Origin of the sequence: Bradyrhizobium quebecense (assembly GCF_013373795.3) — a bacterium.
Lineage (GTDB): Bacteria > Pseudomonadota > Alphaproteobacteria > Rhizobiales > Xanthobacteraceae > Bradyrhizobium > Bradyrhizobium quebecense.
The window spans coordinates 7,166,317-7,183,461 of sequence record NZ_CP088022.1; the positions used below are offsets into that span (position 1 = coordinate 7,166,317).

The 17,145-nt window shown below is 64.5% G+C and carries 16 protein-coding genes; 7 read left to right on the plus strand and 9 right to left on the minus strand.

What is annotated here, in order from left to right:
* Positions 1-114: 114 nt before the first annotated feature.
* The 5 genes from HU230_RS34450 to ccmA form a co-directional block, all read right to left on the minus strand.
* Positions 115-708, minus strand: a complete 594-nt coding sequence (locus HU230_RS34450) for a DsbE family thiol:disulfide interchange protein (protein WP_176534366.1) — start codon at positions 706-708, stop codon at positions 115-117.
* A complete protein-coding gene (ccmD, locus tag HU230_RS34455; protein ID WP_176534365.1) occupies positions 705-884 on the minus strand; it encodes a heme exporter protein CcmD in 180 nt (59 codons plus the stop codon). The genes HU230_RS34450 and ccmD overlap by 4 nt, the downstream gene beginning before the upstream one ends.
* A gap of 4 nt (positions 885-888) precedes the next feature.
* Positions 889-1,680 (minus strand): heme ABC transporter permease, encoded by a 792-nt coding sequence (locus HU230_RS34460; RefSeq protein WP_176534364.1) that lies wholly within the window; start codon positions 1,678-1,680, stop codon positions 889-891.
* 88 nt (positions 1,681-1,768) lie between these two features.
* Positions 1,769-2,437: a heme exporter protein CcmB gene (gene ccmB, locus HU230_RS34465; protein WP_176534363.1), complete on the minus strand. Its 669-nt coding sequence runs from the start codon at positions 2,435-2,437 to the stop codon at positions 1,769-1,771.
* On the minus strand, positions 2,434-3,036 hold the full coding sequence (gene ccmA, locus HU230_RS34470) for a heme ABC exporter ATP-binding protein CcmA (protein WP_176534362.1): 603 nt from the start codon (positions 3,034-3,036) through the stop codon (positions 2,434-2,436). Before ccmA ends, ccmB begins: the two co-directional genes overlap by 4 nt.
* 240 nt (positions 3,037-3,276) lie before the next feature.
* On the opposite strand from ccmA, the gene acnA reads away from it, so the two are divergent.
* The 3 genes from acnA to HU230_RS34485 all read left to right on the plus strand — a co-directional run bounded on the left by acnA (position 3,277) and on the right by HU230_RS34485 (position 7,999).
* Positions 3,277-5,997 (plus strand): aconitate hydratase AcnA, encoded by a 2,721-nt coding sequence (gene acnA / locus HU230_RS34475; RefSeq protein ID WP_176534361.1) that lies wholly within the window; start codon positions 3,277-3,279, stop codon positions 5,995-5,997.
* A 224-nt stretch (positions 5,998-6,221) separates the two neighbouring features.
* Positions 6,222-6,983: a DUF1223 domain-containing protein gene (locus tag HU230_RS34480; protein WP_176534360.1), complete on the plus strand. Its 762-nt coding sequence runs from the start codon at positions 6,222-6,224 to the stop codon at positions 6,981-6,983.
* Positions 6,984-7,627: 644 nt separating this feature from the next.
* On the plus strand, positions 7,628-7,999 hold the full coding sequence (locus HU230_RS34485) for a DUF2794 domain-containing protein (protein ID WP_176534359.1): 372 nt from the start codon (positions 7,628-7,630) through the stop codon (positions 7,997-7,999).
* A 119-nt stretch (positions 8,000-8,118) separates the two neighbouring features.
* On the opposite strand, the gene HU230_RS34490 is transcribed toward HU230_RS34485, so the two are convergent.
* From HU230_RS34490 to HU230_RS34505, 4 genes are all read right to left on the minus strand, one after another.
* Entirely contained in the window at positions 8,119-8,664 is a 546-nt protein-coding gene (locus HU230_RS34490) for a GNAT family N-acetyltransferase (RefSeq protein ID WP_176534358.1), read from the minus strand.
* 90 nt (positions 8,665-8,754) lie between these two features.
* Positions 8,755-9,546, minus strand: coding sequence for a Bax inhibitor-1/YccA family protein (locus tag HU230_RS34495; RefSeq protein WP_021078796.1), 792 nt, complete (start codon positions 9,544-9,546; stop codon positions 8,755-8,757).
* Between the two features lie 234 nt (positions 9,547-9,780).
* Positions 9,781-12,351, minus strand: a complete 2,571-nt coding sequence (locus HU230_RS34500) for an ABC transporter permease (protein WP_176534357.1) — start codon at positions 12,349-12,351, stop codon at positions 9,781-9,783.
* Positions 12,348-13,067, minus strand: coding sequence for an ABC transporter ATP-binding protein (locus HU230_RS34505; protein WP_176534356.1), 720 nt, complete (start codon positions 13,065-13,067; stop codon positions 12,348-12,350). The genes HU230_RS34500 and HU230_RS34505 overlap by 4 nt, the downstream gene beginning before the upstream one ends.
* Positions 13,068-13,122: 55 nt before the next feature.
* On the opposite strand from HU230_RS34505, the gene HU230_RS34510 reads away from it, so the two are divergent.
* From HU230_RS34510 to mdh, 4 genes are all read left to right on the plus strand, one after another.
* The gene (locus HU230_RS34510; protein ID WP_176535289.1) at positions 13,123-13,770 is read left to right on the plus strand and encodes an arylesterase; all 648 of its coding nucleotides are present in this window, start codon (positions 13,123-13,125) and stop codon (positions 13,768-13,770) included.
* Positions 13,771-13,936: 166 nt separating this feature from the next.
* Positions 13,937-14,473 carry an RNA 2',3'-cyclic phosphodiesterase gene (gene thpR, locus HU230_RS34515; RefSeq protein WP_176534355.1) on the plus strand — a complete coding sequence of 179 codons (537 nt, stop codon included), beginning with the start codon at positions 13,937-13,939 and terminating at the stop codon, positions 14,471-14,473.
* A 141-nt stretch (positions 14,474-14,614) separates the two neighbouring features.
* Entirely contained in the window at positions 14,615-15,802 is a 1,188-nt protein-coding gene (gene zapE, locus HU230_RS34520) for a cell division protein ZapE (protein WP_176534354.1), read from the plus strand.
* A gap of 221 nt (positions 15,803-16,023) precedes the next feature.
* Positions 16,024-16,992, plus strand: a complete 969-nt coding sequence (mdh, locus tag HU230_RS34525; RefSeq protein ID WP_092121604.1) for a malate dehydrogenase — start codon at positions 16,024-16,026, stop codon at positions 16,990-16,992.
* Positions 16,993-17,145 lie beyond the last annotated feature (153 nt).

Sequence of the window (17,145 nt, forward strand, 5' to 3'; positions counted from 1 at the left end):
GGTTGCGTTCGTGGCGTTGCCGTGGCCGCGAAATGAACCGCAGATAAACGTGTCGAATTATTTTGTCGCAGGTTTGCGCGCGATCTGTTCGCGCTTCGCGTGTGGGTGACGCGATTACTTGTCCGCGCGCAGCGCCTTCTCGATCTCGGCCTTGAGTACGGTGTTGACATTGTCAGGCGTCACCGGGCCGACCAGCTTGTAGACGATCTTGCCCTCGCGCCCGACCAGGAAGGTCTCGGGCACGCCGTAGACGCCCCACTCGATCGAGGCGCGGCCGTTGCCGTCGACGCCGACGATGCCGAACGGATTGCCGTAGCGGCCGAGGAAGCGCCGCGCGTTCTCGGGCGAGTCCTTGTAGTTGATGCCGATGATCTGGAAGCGCTTGTCCTTGCCGAGCTCGGTCAGCAGCGGCGCTTCGTCATGGCAGGGCACGCACCAGGACGCCCAGACGTTGACGATTGAGACCTTGCCCTTGAAGGCCGCGGGATCGAGACCGGGGACAGGCGCGCCATCCTTCACGAGGCCGTCGAGCGCGGGCAGCGCGGTCTGCGGCGCCGGCCGGCCGATCAGTGCTGACGGAATTTTGGAGGGATCGCCGCCATAGAGCCGCAGCAGGAAAAGTCCGGCAAGACCGAGGAAAACCATCAGCGGCAGCACCACCAGCAGGCGGCGGGCTTGCGGCGGGTTGTTGGTCACCTGATCACTCATCTTATATCCGCCGCGCTGCGGCCGGAGCGGCGCGTGATGCCGCTGGCCTCGATCTCCTTGAGGTGCGCCTGCTGGCGGCGATAGTCGGCAATGATCCAGACGATCAAGAGCAGCACGACCGCCGCGGCCAGCGCATAGGACGTCACGATGAAAGAGGCGTAGGGACCAAGCGACATCGTGTCACGCCGCTCCAATTTCTTGTGACGCGTTTCCGTCACGCGAACCGGTGCCCACTTCGCTCGTAAACGCGACGCGGTTCGCTTGCATCATCTGCAAGCTGCGCACGCGCCGGCGCAGGATCTCGTTGCGCATTGCAGCCAGGTGCAAGGTGATGAAGAGCAGCGAAAACGCGATCGCCATCACCAGCAGCGGCCACAGGAACGCCTTGTCGAGTGTCGATCCGCCCATCCGGAGCACCGAGGCCGGCTGATGCAACGTATTCCACCAGTCGACCGAGAACTTGATGATCGGGATGTTGATGGCGCCGACCAGGGTCAGGACCGCTGCCGCCCGCGCCGCGCGCGAAGGGTCTTCCACCGCGCGCCACAGCGTCATCAGGCCGAGATACATCAGGAACAGGATCAAGACCGAGGTCAGCCGCGCGTCCCACTCCCAATAGGTGCCCCACATCGGCCGGCCCCACAGCGAGCCGGTGACCAGCGCGAGAAACGTGAAGGCGGCGCCGATCGGAGCTGCGGCTTTCGCGGCGACGTCGGCGAGCGGATGCCGCCACACCAGGGTGCCGAGCGCGGCCGCGCTCATGACGCCCCAGACGAACATCGACAGCCACGCATTCGGCACGTGGATGAACATGATCTTGACCGTGGCGCCCTGCTGGTAATCATCGGGCGCCATTGCCGACTGGTAGAGCCCGATCGCGAGCAGGGTCGCGGTCACGCCCGCCAGCCACGGCAGGATCCGCGCGGTCAGCGCCAGGAACTTGGTCGGGTTGGCGAGGTCGGTCAGCGTCATGGCACCCTGATAGTCGTCCGATGTGTCGCAGGCAATTGGCCGAACTTCTCTCGGAGAGATTTGATCGGGCTCATATTGCCGGCCAATTTCAGTCCAGCCCGTGCCGCAGGCTCGCGGCGGCGGCAAACGGGCCGATCACGAGGCTGGCAAGTGACAGCGCGCAGAGGATCGAGAACGGTGTTCCAAAGGGCAGGGACCCCGATATCGCCGCCTGCGAGGCGGCAACGCCGAAGATCAGCACCGGGATCGACAGCGGCAGCACCAGCACGGCCAGCAGCAGCCCGCCGCGATGCAGCGTCACCGCCAGGGCCGCGCCGATCATGCCGGTGAAGGTCAACGCGGGGGTTCCCGCCAGCAAGGTCGCCGCAACCGCAAGCGTCGCCGTGCCGTCGAGATTGAGCAGCAGGCCGAGCCCGGGCGTCGCGATGATCAGCGGCAGTCCCGCGGCGATCCAATGCGCCAGCGCCTTGGCCGCGCAGGCGAGTTCCAGCGGCGTCCGGCTCATCACGATCAGGTCGAGCGAGCCGTCCTCGTGATCGGCCGTGAACAGCCGGTCGAGGGTGAGCAGGCTCGCGAGCAGTGCGCCGAGCCAGAGGATGGCGGGGCCAAGTCGCGACAGCAGCGCCAGATCGGGCCCGACCGCGAACGGCATCAGCACCGTGACGGTGAGGAAGAACAGCACGCCGATCAACGCCCCGCCGCCGACGCGCAGCGCGATCTTGATGTCGCGGCGGATCAATGCGGCCAGCGCGCTCATGCTGTGCCTCCCATCCGCAAATCGCGCGCATCGATGCCGAGCGGCAGATGGGTCGCGGCGACGATCAGGCCGCCGCTCGCGAGATGGTCGCGCATCAGGCCGACGAAGAGCGCCTGTCCGGCCGCATCGAGCGCCGATGTCGGCTCGTCCAGCAGCCACACCGGCCGCCGCACCGAGAGCAGGCGCGCGATCGACAGCCGGCGGCGCTGGCCGGCGGAGAGGTAGGCGGCCGGCAGATGCGCGGCGTGGTCGAGCGCTACGGCGGCTAGGCAGCGGTCGGCGTTCTGGGTCTCGCCGCCGAGGAATTCCCGCCAGAAGGAAAGATTCTCCGCGACGCTCAGCGCCGGCTTTAGCGCGTCGCGGTGGCCGAGATAGTGGGCCTGTTCGGGCAGGCTGAGCTCGGCGTCGCCGCCTTCGAGCACCATCGAGCCCTCGGCGGGAACCAAGAGCCCGGCGAGGACGCGCAGCAACGAGGTCTTGCCCGCGCCGTTGGGCCCGGTGACGGCAAGCGCCTCACCGGCCGTCGCCGACAGATCGAGGCTAGAGAACACCTCGCGTCCGCCGCGCACGCATTTCAGATTTCGTCCCGAGAGCCGCATGGTTCGTCTTGTCACAGCCCTCTGAAATCTTTCGCTACCGCGTGAGAATTTTTGGGTCGCGCAACGCTGTCGCACGCTTGTCGGTGTGGCGGTGCTTCTAGAAAGGTTCTATAAGCCCGGAACTTGATGCAGCACACACAATCGGCGGCCGCAAGCCATCCAGGCCATCCCCTTGGCCCGTGTCGATCGCCGGTGTTTAGTTACCCTTGCTGGGTATAACTGAAAATTGGGATTCCTCGCATGACCTCGCTCGACAGCTTCAAATGCCGCAAGACCATGAAGGTCGGCGGCAAGTCCTACGTCTATTACAGCCTGCCCCAGGCAGAGAAGAACGGACTGAAGGGTATCTCGAAGCTGCCGTATTCGATGAAGGTTCTGCTCGAGAACCTGCTGCGCAACGAGGACGGCCGCACCGTCAAGAAGGAAGACATCGTTGCGGTGTCGAAGTGGCTGAAGAAGCGCCAGCTCGAGCACGAAATCGCGTTCCGCCCGGCGCGCGTCCTGATGCAGGATTTCACCGGCGTTCCGGCCGTGGTCGATCTCGCGGCGATGCGCAACGCGATGCAGAACCTCGGCGGCGACGCCGAGAAGATCAACCCGCTGGTGCCGGTCGATCTCGTCATCGACCACTCGGTGATCGTCAACTTCTTCGGTGACAACAAGGCGTTCGCGAAGAACGTCACCGAGGAATACAAGCAGAACCAGGAGCGCTACGAGTTCCTGAAGTGGGGCCAGAAGGCGTTCTCGAACTTCTCAGTGGTGCCGCCCGGCACCGGCATCTGCCACCAGGTCAATCTCGAATACCTCGCGCAGACGGTGTGGACCAAGAAGGAGAAGATGACGGTCGGCAAGAAGACCGGCACCTTCGAGGTCGCCTATCCGGACTCGCTCGTCGGCACCGACTCGCACACCACGATGGTCAACGGCCTCGCCGTGCTTGGCTGGGGCGTCGGCGGCATCGAGGCGGAAGCCTGCATGCTCGGCCAGCCGCTGTCGATGCTGTTGCCGGAAGTGGTCGGCTTCAAGCTCAAGGGCCAGCTCAAGGAAGGCGTCACCGCGACCGACCTGGTGCTGACCGTCACCCAGATGCTGCGCAAGCTCGGCGTGGTCGGCAAGTTCGTCGAGTTCTTCGGCCCGGGTCTCGATTTCCTGTCGGTCGCGGACAAGGCGACCATCGGCAACATGGCGCCCGAATACGGCGCGACCTGCGGCTTCTTCCCGGTCGACGCCGCGACCATCGATTACCTGAAGACCTCGGGCCGCAAGGCCGATCGCGTCAAGCTGGTGCAGGCCTATGCCAAGGCGCAGGGCCTGTTCCGCACCGCCAAGTCGGCCGATCCGGTGTTCACCACCACGCTGACGCTCGACCTCGCCGACGTGGTGCCGTCGATGGCCGGACCGAAGCGCCCCGAAGGCCGCATCGCGCTGCCGGCGGTCTCGACCGGTTTCGCGACCGCGCTGGTCAACGAGTACAAGAAGCCCGATGGTGAGCAGAAGCGCTTCGCGGTCGAGGGCCGTAATTTCGACCTCGGCCATGGCGACGTCGTGATTGCCGCGATCACCTCCTGCACCAACACCTCGAACCCGAGCGTGCTGATCGGCGCCGGCCTGTTGGCGCGCAAGGCGGCCGCCAAGGGCCTGAAGGCCAAGCCGTGGGTGAAGACCTCGCTCGCGCCGGGCAGCCAGGTGGTGGCGGAATATCTCGCCAATTCCGGCCTGCAGGCCGATCTCGACAAGGTTGGCTTCAACCTGGTCGGCTTCGGCTGCACGACCTGCATCGGCAATTCCGGTCCGCTGCCGGAAGACATCTCGAAGTCGATCAACGACAACGGCATCGTTGCTGCCGCCGTGCTCTCGGGCAACCGCAACTTCGAAGGCCGCGTCTCGCCGGACGTGCAGGCGAACTACCTCGCTTCGCCGCCGCTGGTAGTCGCGCATGCGCTCGCCGGCACCGTGACCAAGGATCTCGCTGTCGAGCCGATCGGCATCGGCAAGGACGGCAAGCCGGTGTTCCTCAAGGACATCTGGCCGACCACCAAGGAGATCAACGCCTTCATGAAGAAGTACGTCACCGCGACGATCTTCAAGAAGAAGTACGCCGACGTGTTCAAGGGCGACACCAACTGGCGCAAGATCAAGACCACGGAAAGCGAGACCTATCGCTGGAACATGAGCTCGACCTATGTGCAGAACCCGCCCTATTTCGAAGGCATGAAGAAGCAGCCGGAGCCGATCGTCGACGTGGTCGACGCGCGGATCCTCGCGATGTTCGGCGACAAGATCACCACCGACCACATCTCGCCGGCCGGTTCGATCAAGCTGACTTCGCCCGCCGGCAAGTTCCTCAGCGAGCACCAGGTGCGCCCCGCCGACTTCAACCAGTACGGCACGCGGCGCGGCAACCATGAAGTGATGATGCGCGGCACCTTCGCCAACATCCGCATCAAGAACTTCATGCTCAAGGGCGCCGACGGCAATATCCCGGAAGGCGGTCTGACCAAGCACTGGCCCGACGGCGCGCAGATGTCGATCTACGACGCGGCGATGAAGTACCAGCAGGCGAACGTGCCGCTGGTGGTGTTCGCCGGCGCCGAATATGGCAACGGCTCGTCGCGCGACTGGGCCGCGAAGGGCACCCGCTTGCTCGGCGTGCGCGCGGTGATCTGCCAGAGCTTCGAGCGCATCCATCGCTCCAACCTGGTCGGCATGGGTGTGCTTCCGCTCACCTTCCAGGACGGCACGTCGTGGTCCTCGCTCGGCCTCAAGGGCGACGAGAAGGTCACGATCCGCGGGCTGCAGGGCGATTTGAAGCCGCGCCAGACGCTGACGGCCGAAATCGTCTCCGCCGACGGCGGCAAGCGGGACGTCCCGCTGCTCTGCCGCATCGATACGCTGGACGAGCTCGACTACTATCGCAACGGCGGCATCCTGCATTACGTGCTGCGCAAGCTCGCGGCCTAGGCCCTTTGTTTGAGCATGGTCTGCCCGGAAAACCGCTTCACACTTTTCCGGACCATGCTCTTGCGCGGATTTGTGATCGGTGCCTCACTGCTTAGTGAGTAGCGGCTAAAATGAAGGCGGCCTATGACAAGGCCGCCTTCTCGCGTTCTGGGGCACGCAAGTTCAAGGGACAACTTCATGCTCCGTACAAATACGGATGGAAATCATCACGACTGGTTCGCAGTATGACAGCGATGATGGCCTATAATTCTATCTCGCGATGGTCCAGCGCCCTCGGTTTCTGCGCGATCGTTGCGATCATCCGCCCCGCTCACGCCGATCCGCGTGCTGTCGTCGAACTCTTCACCTCGCAGGGATGCTCGTCCTGTCCGCCCGCGGACAAGATCATCGGAGACCTCGCGAAGGACCCCAACGTCATCGCGCTGAGCATGCCGATCGACTATTGGGACTATCTCGGCTGGAAGGACACGCTGGCCGATTCCCGTTTCAGCGCGCGCCAGAAAGCCTATTCGTATATGCGCGGCGACCGCGACGTCTACACGCCGCAGGCCGTGATCAACGGCTCCGCCCATGTGATCGGCAGCGACCGCGCCAGCATCGAGGACGCTATTAAGGACACCGAGAAGAGCGGCAGCGTGATGTCGGTGCCGGTGACGATGACGCTAACCGGCAAGCAGATCAACGTTTCAGTGGCCGCATCGAAATCGCCCGCGGTGTCGCGCGGCGAAGTCTGGATCTGCTCGATCTCGAAGTCGGTACCGATCTCGATCGCGCGCGGCGAGAACCGCGGCCGCGAGATCACCTACCACAACGTGGTGCGCAATCTCCTGAAGGTCGGTGACTGGAACGGCTCGTCCGGGAGCTGGACCGTGCCGCTCGAGAACATCACGCGCGATGGCGTCGATGCTGCGGCCGTCTACGTCCAGGACGGCAATCGCGACAAGCCGGGCCCGATGCTGGGCGCCGCATTCACCTCGCTTCACTAGAGCCTTTCGGTTCTGATTGATCAGAACCGAAGCTCTGGATTCTTGTTTGACGCGTTTTCTTCGCGCGAACCGGTGTCCACTTCGCTCGAAAACGCTCTAACGCTGCGCGGCGCTGGATTCTGCCAGTCGCGTCGTTGGGCCGCACGCATGTTGCCGTGCGGCTCCGCGCGCCGGCAAGCGTGCATCCACTGATTTGCTGAGAGGGAAGCGCCGAGGCTTTGCGGGTCTTGATCGCGCGTCATCGAGCAGGGCCCCAAAAACAAAAAGGACCAACTTTCGTTGGCCCAGTGTGTTGGGATTTGACTCCCCTGCGAACAGGCCCGATCCCGACGGCCCCGGGGGGCTGGGGGCTGAGGAATCCGGAACCGAAAGGACCGGGCCAACGCAGAATTTTCTTTTCGCAGGGCAGCGGGGCGGGCGATGGGCGGAAGTGGGGCAGCAATATGATTCCTCTAACGTTCCCGTGACTCTTCGGTTTTCCGGACAATCCGTCGCGCCTGACCGTGGTTAAGGGCTGGTTGCACTGTGAATGGCCCCTTGCAGGCTCCGTCGCTTAGCGCAATCATGTCACTCTCGTGACGATCCCGAAGTGGGGGCACCGGCCTTCGGATCCCGATCGTCACCGGGATGACAGGAGGCGCTCGATGAGTTTGATCTCGGAGGATAGTGATCCGAGTGGGAATCGTGCCGCGGCGCGTCCCGCCGCCGCGACCCTTCAGCCCAACCGCGTGACATTCAATCGACTTGAGCTCAACCGCATTCTCAATCTCTACGGCCGCATGGTCGCCGATGGCGAGTGGCGCGATTATGCGATCGACTTCCTGAAGGACCGTGCCGTGTTCTCGGTGTTCCGGCGCGCATCCGAAATGCCGATCTACCGGATCGAGAAGGATCCCCGGCTGGCGCGCAAGCAGGGCATGTACAGCGTGATTTCGGCGACCGGCCTGATCCTGCGCCGCGGCCACGAACTCGAACGGGTGCTGTTCGTGATCGATCGCAAGCTGTCGCTGGTATAGGCGCGGCAAATTCAGCAGACCGTAGCCCGGATGAAGCGAAGCGCAATCCGGCACAAGTTCATCTGCGGTTTCGGCGACCCCGGATTGTGCTGCGCCGCATCCGGGCTACGGACTGTAGCTCAGTCCGCTGGCACCGTCGCCGCGCCCTCGCCGAGCGCGCGCTGCATCATCACGGTGTCGAGCCAGCGGCCGAACTTCAGGCCGACATTCGGGTGCGTCCCGATCATCTGAAATCCGCAGCGGCGGTGCAGCCCGATCGAGCCGGCGTTGGCCGAGTCCCCGATCACCGCGATCATCTGCCGGAAGCCACGTCCGTCGCATTCGGCGATCAGGCGCTCCATCAGCCGGAGGCCGATGCCGCGGCGATGGACCGCAGGGTCCAGATAGACCGAGTTCTCGACCGTGAAGCGATAGGCCGGCCGCGGCCGGTAGGGACCGGCATAGGCATAGCCGGCGACGTGGCCGTCGAGCACGGCGACGAAATAAGGGAAGCCGCCATCGATCAGCGCGCTGTAGCGGCGGGTCATCTCGGCAAGGTCGGGCGGGATCAGCTCGAAGGTTGCGGTGCCGAAGCGTACCGCGTGCTCGTAGATCGCCGTGATCGAGGGCAGGTCCGCCTCGACGGTTAGCCTGATTTCCGGATTGGACCCCGCAGGATTGGACATGGGCGCGACAGTATTTTTGCCCTGCGCAAAAGAAAAGCCCCGGCCGCAAGGCCGGGACTTGGATTGGATCGATCGTCTCGCTCGAGGCGCTTAGTCGCGTTGGCCGAGCAGCTGCAGCAGCAGCGTGAACAGGTTGATGAAGTTCAGGTAGAGCGACAGCGCACCGGTGATTGCCGCACGCTCTGCCATCACGCCACCCTGCGAGGCGTAGCCGTAGATGTAGTCGTTCTTCAGCCGCTGGGTATCCCAGGCGGTGAGGCCCGCGAACACCAGCACGCCGACCACCGACACGATGAACTGCAGCGCCGAACTCGCCAGGAACAGGTTGACCAGGCTCGCGATGATGATGCCGATCAAGCCCATGAACAGGAACGAGCCCATGCCGCTCATGTCACGCTTGGTGGTGTAGCCGTAGAGGCTCAGCGCACCGAACGTCGCCGCGGTGATGAAGAACACGCGCACGATCGAGGTGTGCGTGTACACCAGAAAGATCGACGACAGCGACAGGCCCATCAGTGCCGAGAACACCCAGAACAGCAACTGGGCGGTCGCGGGCTGCAGGCGGTTGATGCCGGCCGAGATGACGAACACCATCGCCAGAGGGGCGAGGATGAACAGCCACTTCAGCGGGCTCACGAACATCGCGTAGCCGAACTGCGTCAGATAGGCGTTGCCAAACTTGGCGACGGCGGCGGACTGATCTGTGGTCACCGCACCCATGTAGACACCGAGCGCGGCCAAGCCGGTGATGGCCAGGCCGATGCTCATGTAGTTGTAGATGCGCAGCATGTAGGCGCGCAGACCGGCGTCGACGGCCGCAGCGTCAATGCGCCCGGCGGCCCGGCCGAAAGGAGAAGCGTAGTTGCGGTCTAGGTCCGACATGGTCGAATTCCCGTGGTTGGTCCCGGTGGAGCGCAAGGGATTTGCGGCGCCGGTTCTAAATCTATCTCAGATGGCTCGGTTTGCGGAACATTAATTGCGTGTCATTCAAACCGACTATCCGACCCGAGTGGTATGTGGGAAATTAACACATCCGACGCAAGCTTCCACGCGCGGCCGAATGTCGCTCTAGCCTAGCATTTATAGGCAAAACGGCGCTGCCGCCGCTACAAATTGTCACAAATTCCGCAACACCGAGGCCGGCTTCTGGTTCAGCGCGAGCAGCGTTCCGGCCAGCCCCAATCCGACCGTGACGACCAGTGCGGCGACGACGACCAGCGCGGCGCTGCCGGCCTGCCAGATGAAACTCAGCGTCATCAGCCGCGTCACGATCAGCCAGGCCGCGACCGAACCGGCGATCACCCCGAATATTGCGGTTGCAAAGCCGATCATCAGATACTCCAGCGCGTAGGCGCCGAGCAATCGCACCCGCGTGGCGCCGAGCGTCTTGAGGATCACGGCGTCATAGACGCGGTGGCGGTGCCCGGCGGCGAGCGCGCCGCCCAGCACCAGGATCGCCGAGATCAGCGTCACGGCGCTGGCGCCGCGGATCGCCAGCACCAGGTTGCTGACGACGGTGCCGACCGTCTCCAGCGCCTCGCGGACGCGGACGCTGGTCACCATCGGGAACGCGTCGGCGACCTGCTTGATGATGCGCGCATCATCGGTGGTGCCGGCATGGGGTTCCGTCAGGGTCGCGACGTGGCTATGCGGGGCGCCCTTGAAGGCATTCGGCGAGAACACCAACACGAAGTTGATGCCGAGGCCCTGCCAGTCGATGTTGCGCAGATTGGCGATCTTGGCCGGCACGTCGCGGCCGAGCACGTTGACCACGATCTCGTCGCCGATCTTCAAGGACAGCCCGTCGGCGATCTTCTTCTCCATCGAGACCAGCGGAGGTCCGCTGTAGTCCGGTCCCCACCATTCGCCCTCGACGATCTTCGAGCCCTTGGGAACTTCGCCGGTGTAGGTCAGGCCGCGGTCGCTTTGCAGCACCCATTCCGAATCGACTGACGGCTTGAGCTGGTCGGCCTTGACGCCGCGGGCGGCGACGATGCGCCCGCGCAGCATCGGCACGTCCTCGACGGTCGAGCCGGCAGCGATCTGCGCCAGGAAGGCGGCAAAGCGGTCGGCTTCGGTGGAGGGGATGTCGATGAAAAAGAACGACGGCGCCCGCTCCGGCAATGCGGCCAGGAATTGCCGGCGCAGATTGCCGTCGATCTGGGTGATGGTGACGAGCACCGCGAGGCCAAGGCCCAGCGACAGCACGACCGATGGCGTCAGCGCGCCCGGCCGGTGGATGTTGGCGATTGCCAGCCGCAGCATGGTCATGCGGCTGCGCGGCAGCCGCCGCGCCACCGCCATCAGGATCTCGGCGATCCCGCGCAGCAGCAGGAACACCGCGATCGACGAGGCGACGAACACCGCGGCGACCCGCTTGTCATAGGCAAGCCCGATCGCAACCCCGATCAGGAGCGCGACCACCACCGCCATCAGCGCGAGATAGCTCCAGCGCGGGCGGTGCCATTCGCTGGCGACGGTCTCGCGGAACAACGCGGCGACCGGCACGTCGTGGACCCGGCCGAGCGGCCACAGTCCGAACGCCAGCGCGGTGAGCTGGCCGTAGAGGAAGGAGAGCGCGAGCTCGTCGGGATGCAGGGCCGGCACCACCGGCAGCGGCAGCAGCTTGCCGAACAGGCCGACGATGACGAAGGGCAGCGCGGCACCGAGCACCAGCCCGATCACCGAACCGATCCCGGCCAGCACCACCACCTGCGTGCAGTAGATCGTGAAGACGTCGCGGCCGGTGGCGCCGAGCGCCTTGAACGAGGCGATGACGTCGCGGCGCCGGTCGATATGGCTCTTCACCGCGTTGGCGACGCCGACACCGCCGACCAGCAGTGCGGCGAGGCCGACCAGGGTCAGGAACTGGGTGAAGCGGTTGATGGTGCGTTCAAGCTGCGGCGAGGCGTTGTTGCGGCTGCGGACTTCCCAGCCGGCCTCCGGCGCGGCAGCCCGTGCGCCGTCGATCAAGGCGGTGGTGGCGCGATCGTCATTGGCGCCGTCGGGTAGCTTCACCCGGTAGATCCAGCGCACCAGGCTGCCCGGCTGCAAGAGGTCTGTGGCGCGCAGGCTGGCTTCGCTGATCAGGAAGCGCGGGCCGAGGCCGACGCCGCCGGCAAGCTTGTCGGGCTCGGCCGCCACCACGCTGCGGATCTGGTAGGTCGCGCTGCCGATGCTGACGCGGTCGCCGAGCTTCAGGTCGAGCCGCGCCAACAGCGTTGAATCGGCGGCCGCGCCATAGACGCCGTCGCGTTCGGCGAGCAGATCGGCGACCGGCATGTTCGGCTCGAGCGTCAGCTCGCCGAGCATCGGATATTTGTCGTCGACCGCCTTGAGCTCGACCAGCGCCAGCTTGCCGTCGCCGCTGCGGGCCATCGCGCGCAGCGTGGCTGCCACCGAAACCTCACCGCGGGTGCGCAGATACGCGACCTCGTCGGGCTTGGCCTCGCGCGAGATCAGCGAGAATGCGACGTCGCCGCCGAGCAGCGTGCGGCCCTCGCGCGACAGGCCGTCGCCGAGGCTCGCGGCGACCGAGCCGACGCCGGCAATCGCCATCACGCCGAGCGCGATGCAGGCGATGAACACGTAGAAGCCGCGCAGGCCGCCGCGCAATTCGCGCAGCGCGTAACGGAAGGCAAGCGACGACGCGCGGCCCTGCACCGCGACTTCGGACGCAATGCTCATGTGGTGGATTGTCCGTCGATGCGGCCGGAGCGCAGCCGCACGACGCGGTCGCAGCGCTGTGCGAGCGAAAGGTCGTGCGTCACCAGCACCAGCGTCATGCCGCGCTCGGTGTGCTTGGTGAAGAGCAGGTCGATGATCTGCTTTCCCGTCGTCTCGTCGAGATTTCCGGTCGGCTCGTCGGCGACCAGGATCGCAGGATCGGGCGCGAGCGCACGCGCGATCGCGACGCGCTGCTGCTCGCCGCCGGACAGCTGCGTCGGATAGTGGTGCAGCCGTTCGCCGAGTCCGACCGATTGCAGCTCCTGCGCGGCGCGCGCGGCGGCATCGGGATTACCGGCGAGCTCGAGCGGCACGGCGACGTTCTCCAGCGCCGTCATGGTCGGGATCAGATGGAACGACTGGAAGACGATGCCGACCTGGCGGCCGCGGAAGCGCGCCAGCGCATCTTCATCGAGGGCATTGAACGACGTGCCGTCGACGACCACTTCTCCGCTGTCAGGACGTTCAAGCCCCGCCATCACCATCAGCAAGGTCGACTTGCCCGAACCCGACGGGCCGATCAGGCCGATGGCCTCACCCGCTGCCACACGAAGGCTGATATCCTTGAGGATATGGACCCGTGCCGCGCCGGTGCCGAGCGAGAGATTGACGTTCCTGACGGCAATGGTGTCCGGCTCGACGTCGGTCAGTGAAGAGGATTCGATGAGACTGTCCATGGTTCGGTCATATGGCACTTCCGCTGCTGCGGTCGAGGGCCGGTTGAGAATCTTCGTGCACATACTCGTGTTGCTTATGGGCTTGATGACGGCAGCAAGCGCGCAGACGCCAGGACCGGAGAATGGCCCGGCGAAACCGATCAAGATGGTGGTTCTGGGCGATTCCCTGAGCGCCGGTTACGGCCTTCCGGCCGCGGCGGCATTCCCGGTCCGGCTGCAAAAAGCCTTGGAAACCAAGGGGGTAAAGGTCAATATGACCAATGCCGGGGTATCCGGCGACACCGCCTCAGGGGGGCGCGAGCGGCTCGACTGGTCGGTGGCTGACGGAACTGACGCCGTGATCGTCGAGCTCGGCGCCAATGATGCGCTGCGCGGCATCGATCCCGCGGTCACGCGTGCCGCGCTGTCCGACATCATCACAAAGTTGCAGGCGCGCAAGATCGCCGTGCTCTTGTGCGGCATGCTCGCGCCACCGAACTATGGCAGCGAGTATGCGGCGAAGTTCAACGCGATCTATCCGGATCTCTCGAAGTCGCTGGGCGTGCCGCTCTATCCGTTCTTCCTTGACGGCGTTGCTGCCGATGCCAAGCTCAATCAGGCTGACGGCATGCATCCGACGGCGGAAGGTGTGGACATCGTCGTGAAGAACATGCTGCCCACGGTGGAGGCATTTCTCGGCGCATTATCAGGGCAACGCAGTTGAAATGCAGGCGGCGCGCCGAGTTGTGCCCGTAGGTTTACGAGCTGTTAACGGGTCATGCTTCGCAGAGTCACATATCTCGGGTACAAATAGGCATCGGTGATTCGTCGCCGGGCTTGTTACAGGGGCGGGCTCCCAAAACCCGCGCCAAGCATCGAGGATTATTGCGATGCCGCGTCTGTTCACTGGTCTGGAAATTCCGGCCGATATCGGCCAAACCCTCTCCAGCTTGCGTGGCGGCCTTCCCGGCGCACGCTGGATCGATCCCGAAAATTATCACGTCACTCTGCGCTTCATCGGCGACATCGATGGCCTCTGGGCCAACGAGATCGCGACGATGCTGTTTCGGGTAAATCGAAAACCGTTCGAGGTCAAGCTGCAGGGCCTGTCGAGCTTCGGTGGACGCAAGCCGCGCGCGGTGGTTGCCGCCGTCGAGCCCAGTCGGCCGCTGATCGAACTGCAGGCCGAACTCGAGCGGATGATGCAGCGGATGGGGTTCGATCCCGAGGGCAGGAAATTCACGCCCCATGTCACGCTCGCGCGTTTGCATGACGCTTCGAGCCAGGACGTCGCGGATTATCTGTCGGTGCGCGGCTACTTCCCGAGCCGCAGCTTCTTGGCGGATCGCTTCGTGCTGTTCTCGTCGCGCGCGTCGACAGGCGGCGGCCCCTACGTGGTCGAGGATTCCTACGCGCTCTGCGCGTGAGGTTTCTTAGGATCGCGGCTTGAGGTGTCAGGCAGCGGCCGGTGCGGTCGGCCGTGGTATGCAAGGGCTTGCACTTGCATATCCCATTGGCGCAATTCACGGCTTGCAATTTTCCGCGCACTAGGGCCGTAAGGTGGGCTCATGCTGTCCACCTCGCCCAGTTCCTTTCTCGAGCACTACAAGTCCCTGGTCGCCTCCGGCGCGATCGAGGCCGATCCGGCGCAGGCGCAAGCCGCCGAGGCGTTCGGCGCGCTGGAGGAGCGGCTCGCGAGCTACAAGCCGCAGCGCAAGCAGAGCCTGCTCGGACGGCTGTTCGGCGGCGACAAGGACGACACGCCGCCGCGCGGCCTCTATGTCCATGGTGAGGTCGGCCGCGGCAAGACCATGCTGATGGACCTGTTCTTCCAGCAGAGCCCGGTCGAGCACAAGCGCCGCGCCCATTTCCACGAATTCATGGCCGAGGCGCATGAGCGCATCTATGGCTACCGCCAGCAGATCGCGCGCGGCGAGATCGCGGACGGCGACGTGATCGCGCTCACCGCGCAGGCGATCTTCGACGAGACCTGGCTGCTCTGCTTCGACGAATTCCACGTCACCGACATCGCGGATGCGATGATCCTCGGGCGGCTGTTCGCAAAGCTGTTTGATTTCGGCACTGTCGTGGTCGCGACCTCGAACGTCGCGCCTGATGATCTCTACAAGGGCGGTCTCAATCGCGCGCTGTTCCTGCCGTTCATCGCGCAGATTTCCGACCACATGGATGTGCTGCGGCTCGATGCACGCACCGACTTCCGGCTCGAGAAGCTCGTCGGCGTGAAGATGTGGCTCGTGCCCGCGGATGACGCGGCTCGCGATGTGCTCAATGCGGCGTGGCGCAAGATGACTGGCAACGCGCCGTGCAAGGCGCGCCTTATCGAGATCAAAAAGCGTTTGCTGACTGTGCCGTGCTCGTCGCATGGCGTCGCGCGCTTCAGCTTCGCCGATCTCTGCGAGAAGCCGCTTGCCGCGTCCGATTACCTCAGGCTCGCGCACGACTACCACACGATCCTGATCGACCATATTCCGGTGATGGATTACGCCGAGCACAACGCCGCCAAGCGCTTCATCTCGCTGATCGACACGCTCTATGACAATGCCGTGAAGCTGATGGCCTCGGCCGAGGCCGATCCGGTGTCGCTGTACCTTGCGACCGACGGCATCGAGGCGATGGAGTTCAAGCGCACGTCCTCGCGCCTGATCGAGATGAGCTCGGAATCCTATCTGGCGCTGCCGCACGGCCGCAAGGACTCCGCGGCCAGCGGCTCGTCGACCGGCCTGGTCGAGACCTGAAACTCAGTCTTGAAATTCAGGCTCGAAATTCGGTCTTGCGCGCGGTCCGGTTCGGAGCAACTTTTCGTGTCTCCCGGCGGATGTTGCTGGCATGCCTGATCGAATTCCAGGCAAGGCCTCCAATCGGACAGGCCGCGACTTGAATGGATCATTCGAAAGGGATAACCACCCTTGCAACCGACTTCCCTCCCTCCTGCACCAGTTCAAAGGACTGATTTCCCATGGCACGCGACAAGATTGCACTGATTGGCTCCGGACAGATCGGCGGAACGCTGGCGCACCTCGTTGGCCTCAAGGAACTCGGAGACGTCGTGCTGTTCGATATCGCCGAGGGTGTGCCGCAGGGCAAAGCGCTCGACATCGCGCAGTCGTCGCCGGTTGACGGCTTCGACTCCAACCTGGTCGGCGCCAACTCCTATGAAGCGCTCGACGGCGCCAAGGTCTGCATCGTCACCGCGGGCGTGCCGCGCAAGCCCGGCATGAGCCGCGACGATCTGCTGTCGATCAACCTCAAGGTCATGGAGCAGGTCGGCGCCGGCATCAAGAAGTACGCGCCCGACGCCTTCGTCATCTGCATCACCAACCCGCTGGATGCGATGGTCTGGGCGCTGCAGAAGGCCTCGGGCCTGCCGCACAAGAAGGTGGTCGGCATGGCCGGCGTGCTCGACTCCGCGCGCTTCCGCTATTTCCTGGCCGACGAGTTCAACGTCTCGGTCGAAGACGTCACTGCCTTCGTGCTCGGTGGCCACGGCGACACCATGGTGCCGCTGACCCGCTACTCGACCGTTGCCGGCATTCCGCTGCCCGACCTGGTCAAGATGGGCTGGACCTCGCAGGCCCGTATCGACGAGATCGTCGACCGCACCCGCAATGGCGGCGCCGAGATCGTCAACCTGCTCAAGACCGGCTCGGCCTTCTACGCGCCGGCGGCGTCCGCGATCCAGATGGCCGAGAGCTATCTGAGGGACAAGAAGCGCGTGCTGCCTTGCGCCGCCTATCTCAACGGCGAGTACGGCGTGAAGGACATGTATGTCGGCGTGCCGACCGTGATCGGCTCCAAGGGCGTCGAGCGCATCGTCGAGATCGAACTCGCCGGCAAGGACCGTGAGGCCTTCGACAAGTCGGTCGGCGCGGTGCAGGGCCTCGTCGACGCCTGCAAGAAGATCGCGCCCGATCTGCTCGGCAAGTAATCTCGATCGACAATGGCCCGATAGGCGATTTCAATCGCCTGTCGGGTACAAGGTGATGAAATTCCGGCGGATTTTGTAGTTGCGCGAGCTTTGGTATATGGTATGCCAGCATCAAGGCTGACTTGAGGTTCGCCGCACGAGGGTTTGGGAGCG

Excerpts from the sequence above, each read along its gene's own strand:
- HU230_RS34500 (WP_176534357.1), bottom strand. The coding sequence starts at position 12,351 with ATGAGCATTGCGTCCGAAGTCGCGGTGCAGGGCCGCGCGTCGTCGCTT.
- ccmB (WP_176534363.1), bottom strand. The coding sequence starts at position 2,437 with ATGAGCGCGCTGGCCGCATTGATCCGCCGCGACATCAAGATCGCGCTG.
- zapE (WP_176534354.1), top strand. The coding sequence starts at position 14,615 with ATGCTGTCCACCTCGCCCAGTTCCTTTCTCGAGCACTACAAGTCCCTG.
- HU230_RS34450 (WP_176534366.1), bottom strand. The coding sequence starts at position 708 with ATGAGTGATCAGGTGACCAACAACCCGCCGCAAGCCCGCCGCCTGCTG.
- acnA (WP_176534361.1), top strand. The coding sequence starts at position 3,277 with ATGACCTCGCTCGACAGCTTCAAATGCCGCAAGACCATGAAGGTCGGC.
- ccmA (WP_176534362.1), bottom strand. The coding sequence starts at position 3,036 with ATGCGGCTCTCGGGACGAAATCTGAAATGCGTGCGCGGCGGACGCGAG.
- HU230_RS34495 (WP_021078796.1), bottom strand. The coding sequence starts at position 9,546 with ATGTCGGACCTAGACCGCAACTACGCTTCTCCTTTCGGCCGGGCCGCC.
- ccmD (WP_176534365.1), bottom strand. The coding sequence starts at position 884 with ATGTCGCTTGGTCCCTACGCCTCTTTCATCGTGACGTCCTATGCGCTG.
- HU230_RS34505 (WP_176534356.1), bottom strand. The coding sequence starts at position 13,067 with ATGGACAGTCTCATCGAATCCTCTTCACTGACCGACGTCGAGCCGGAC.
- HU230_RS34485 (WP_176534359.1), top strand. The coding sequence starts at position 7,628 with ATGAGTTTGATCTCGGAGGATAGTGATCCGAGTGGGAATCGTGCCGCG.
- HU230_RS34460 (WP_176534364.1), bottom strand. The coding sequence starts at position 1,680 with ATGACGCTGACCGACCTCGCCAACCCGACCAAGTTCCTGGCGCTGACC.
- thpR (WP_176534355.1), top strand. The coding sequence starts at position 13,937 with ATGCCGCGTCTGTTCACTGGTCTGGAAATTCCGGCCGATATCGGCCAA.
- mdh (WP_092121604.1), top strand. The coding sequence starts at position 16,024 with ATGGCACGCGACAAGATTGCACTGATTGGCTCCGGACAGATCGGCGGA.
- HU230_RS34480 (WP_176534360.1), top strand. The coding sequence starts at position 6,222 with ATGACAGCGATGATGGCCTATAATTCTATCTCGCGATGGTCCAGCGCC.
- HU230_RS34490 (WP_176534358.1), bottom strand. The coding sequence starts at position 8,664 with ATGTCCAATCCTGCGGGGTCCAATCCGGAAATCAGGCTAACCGTCGAG.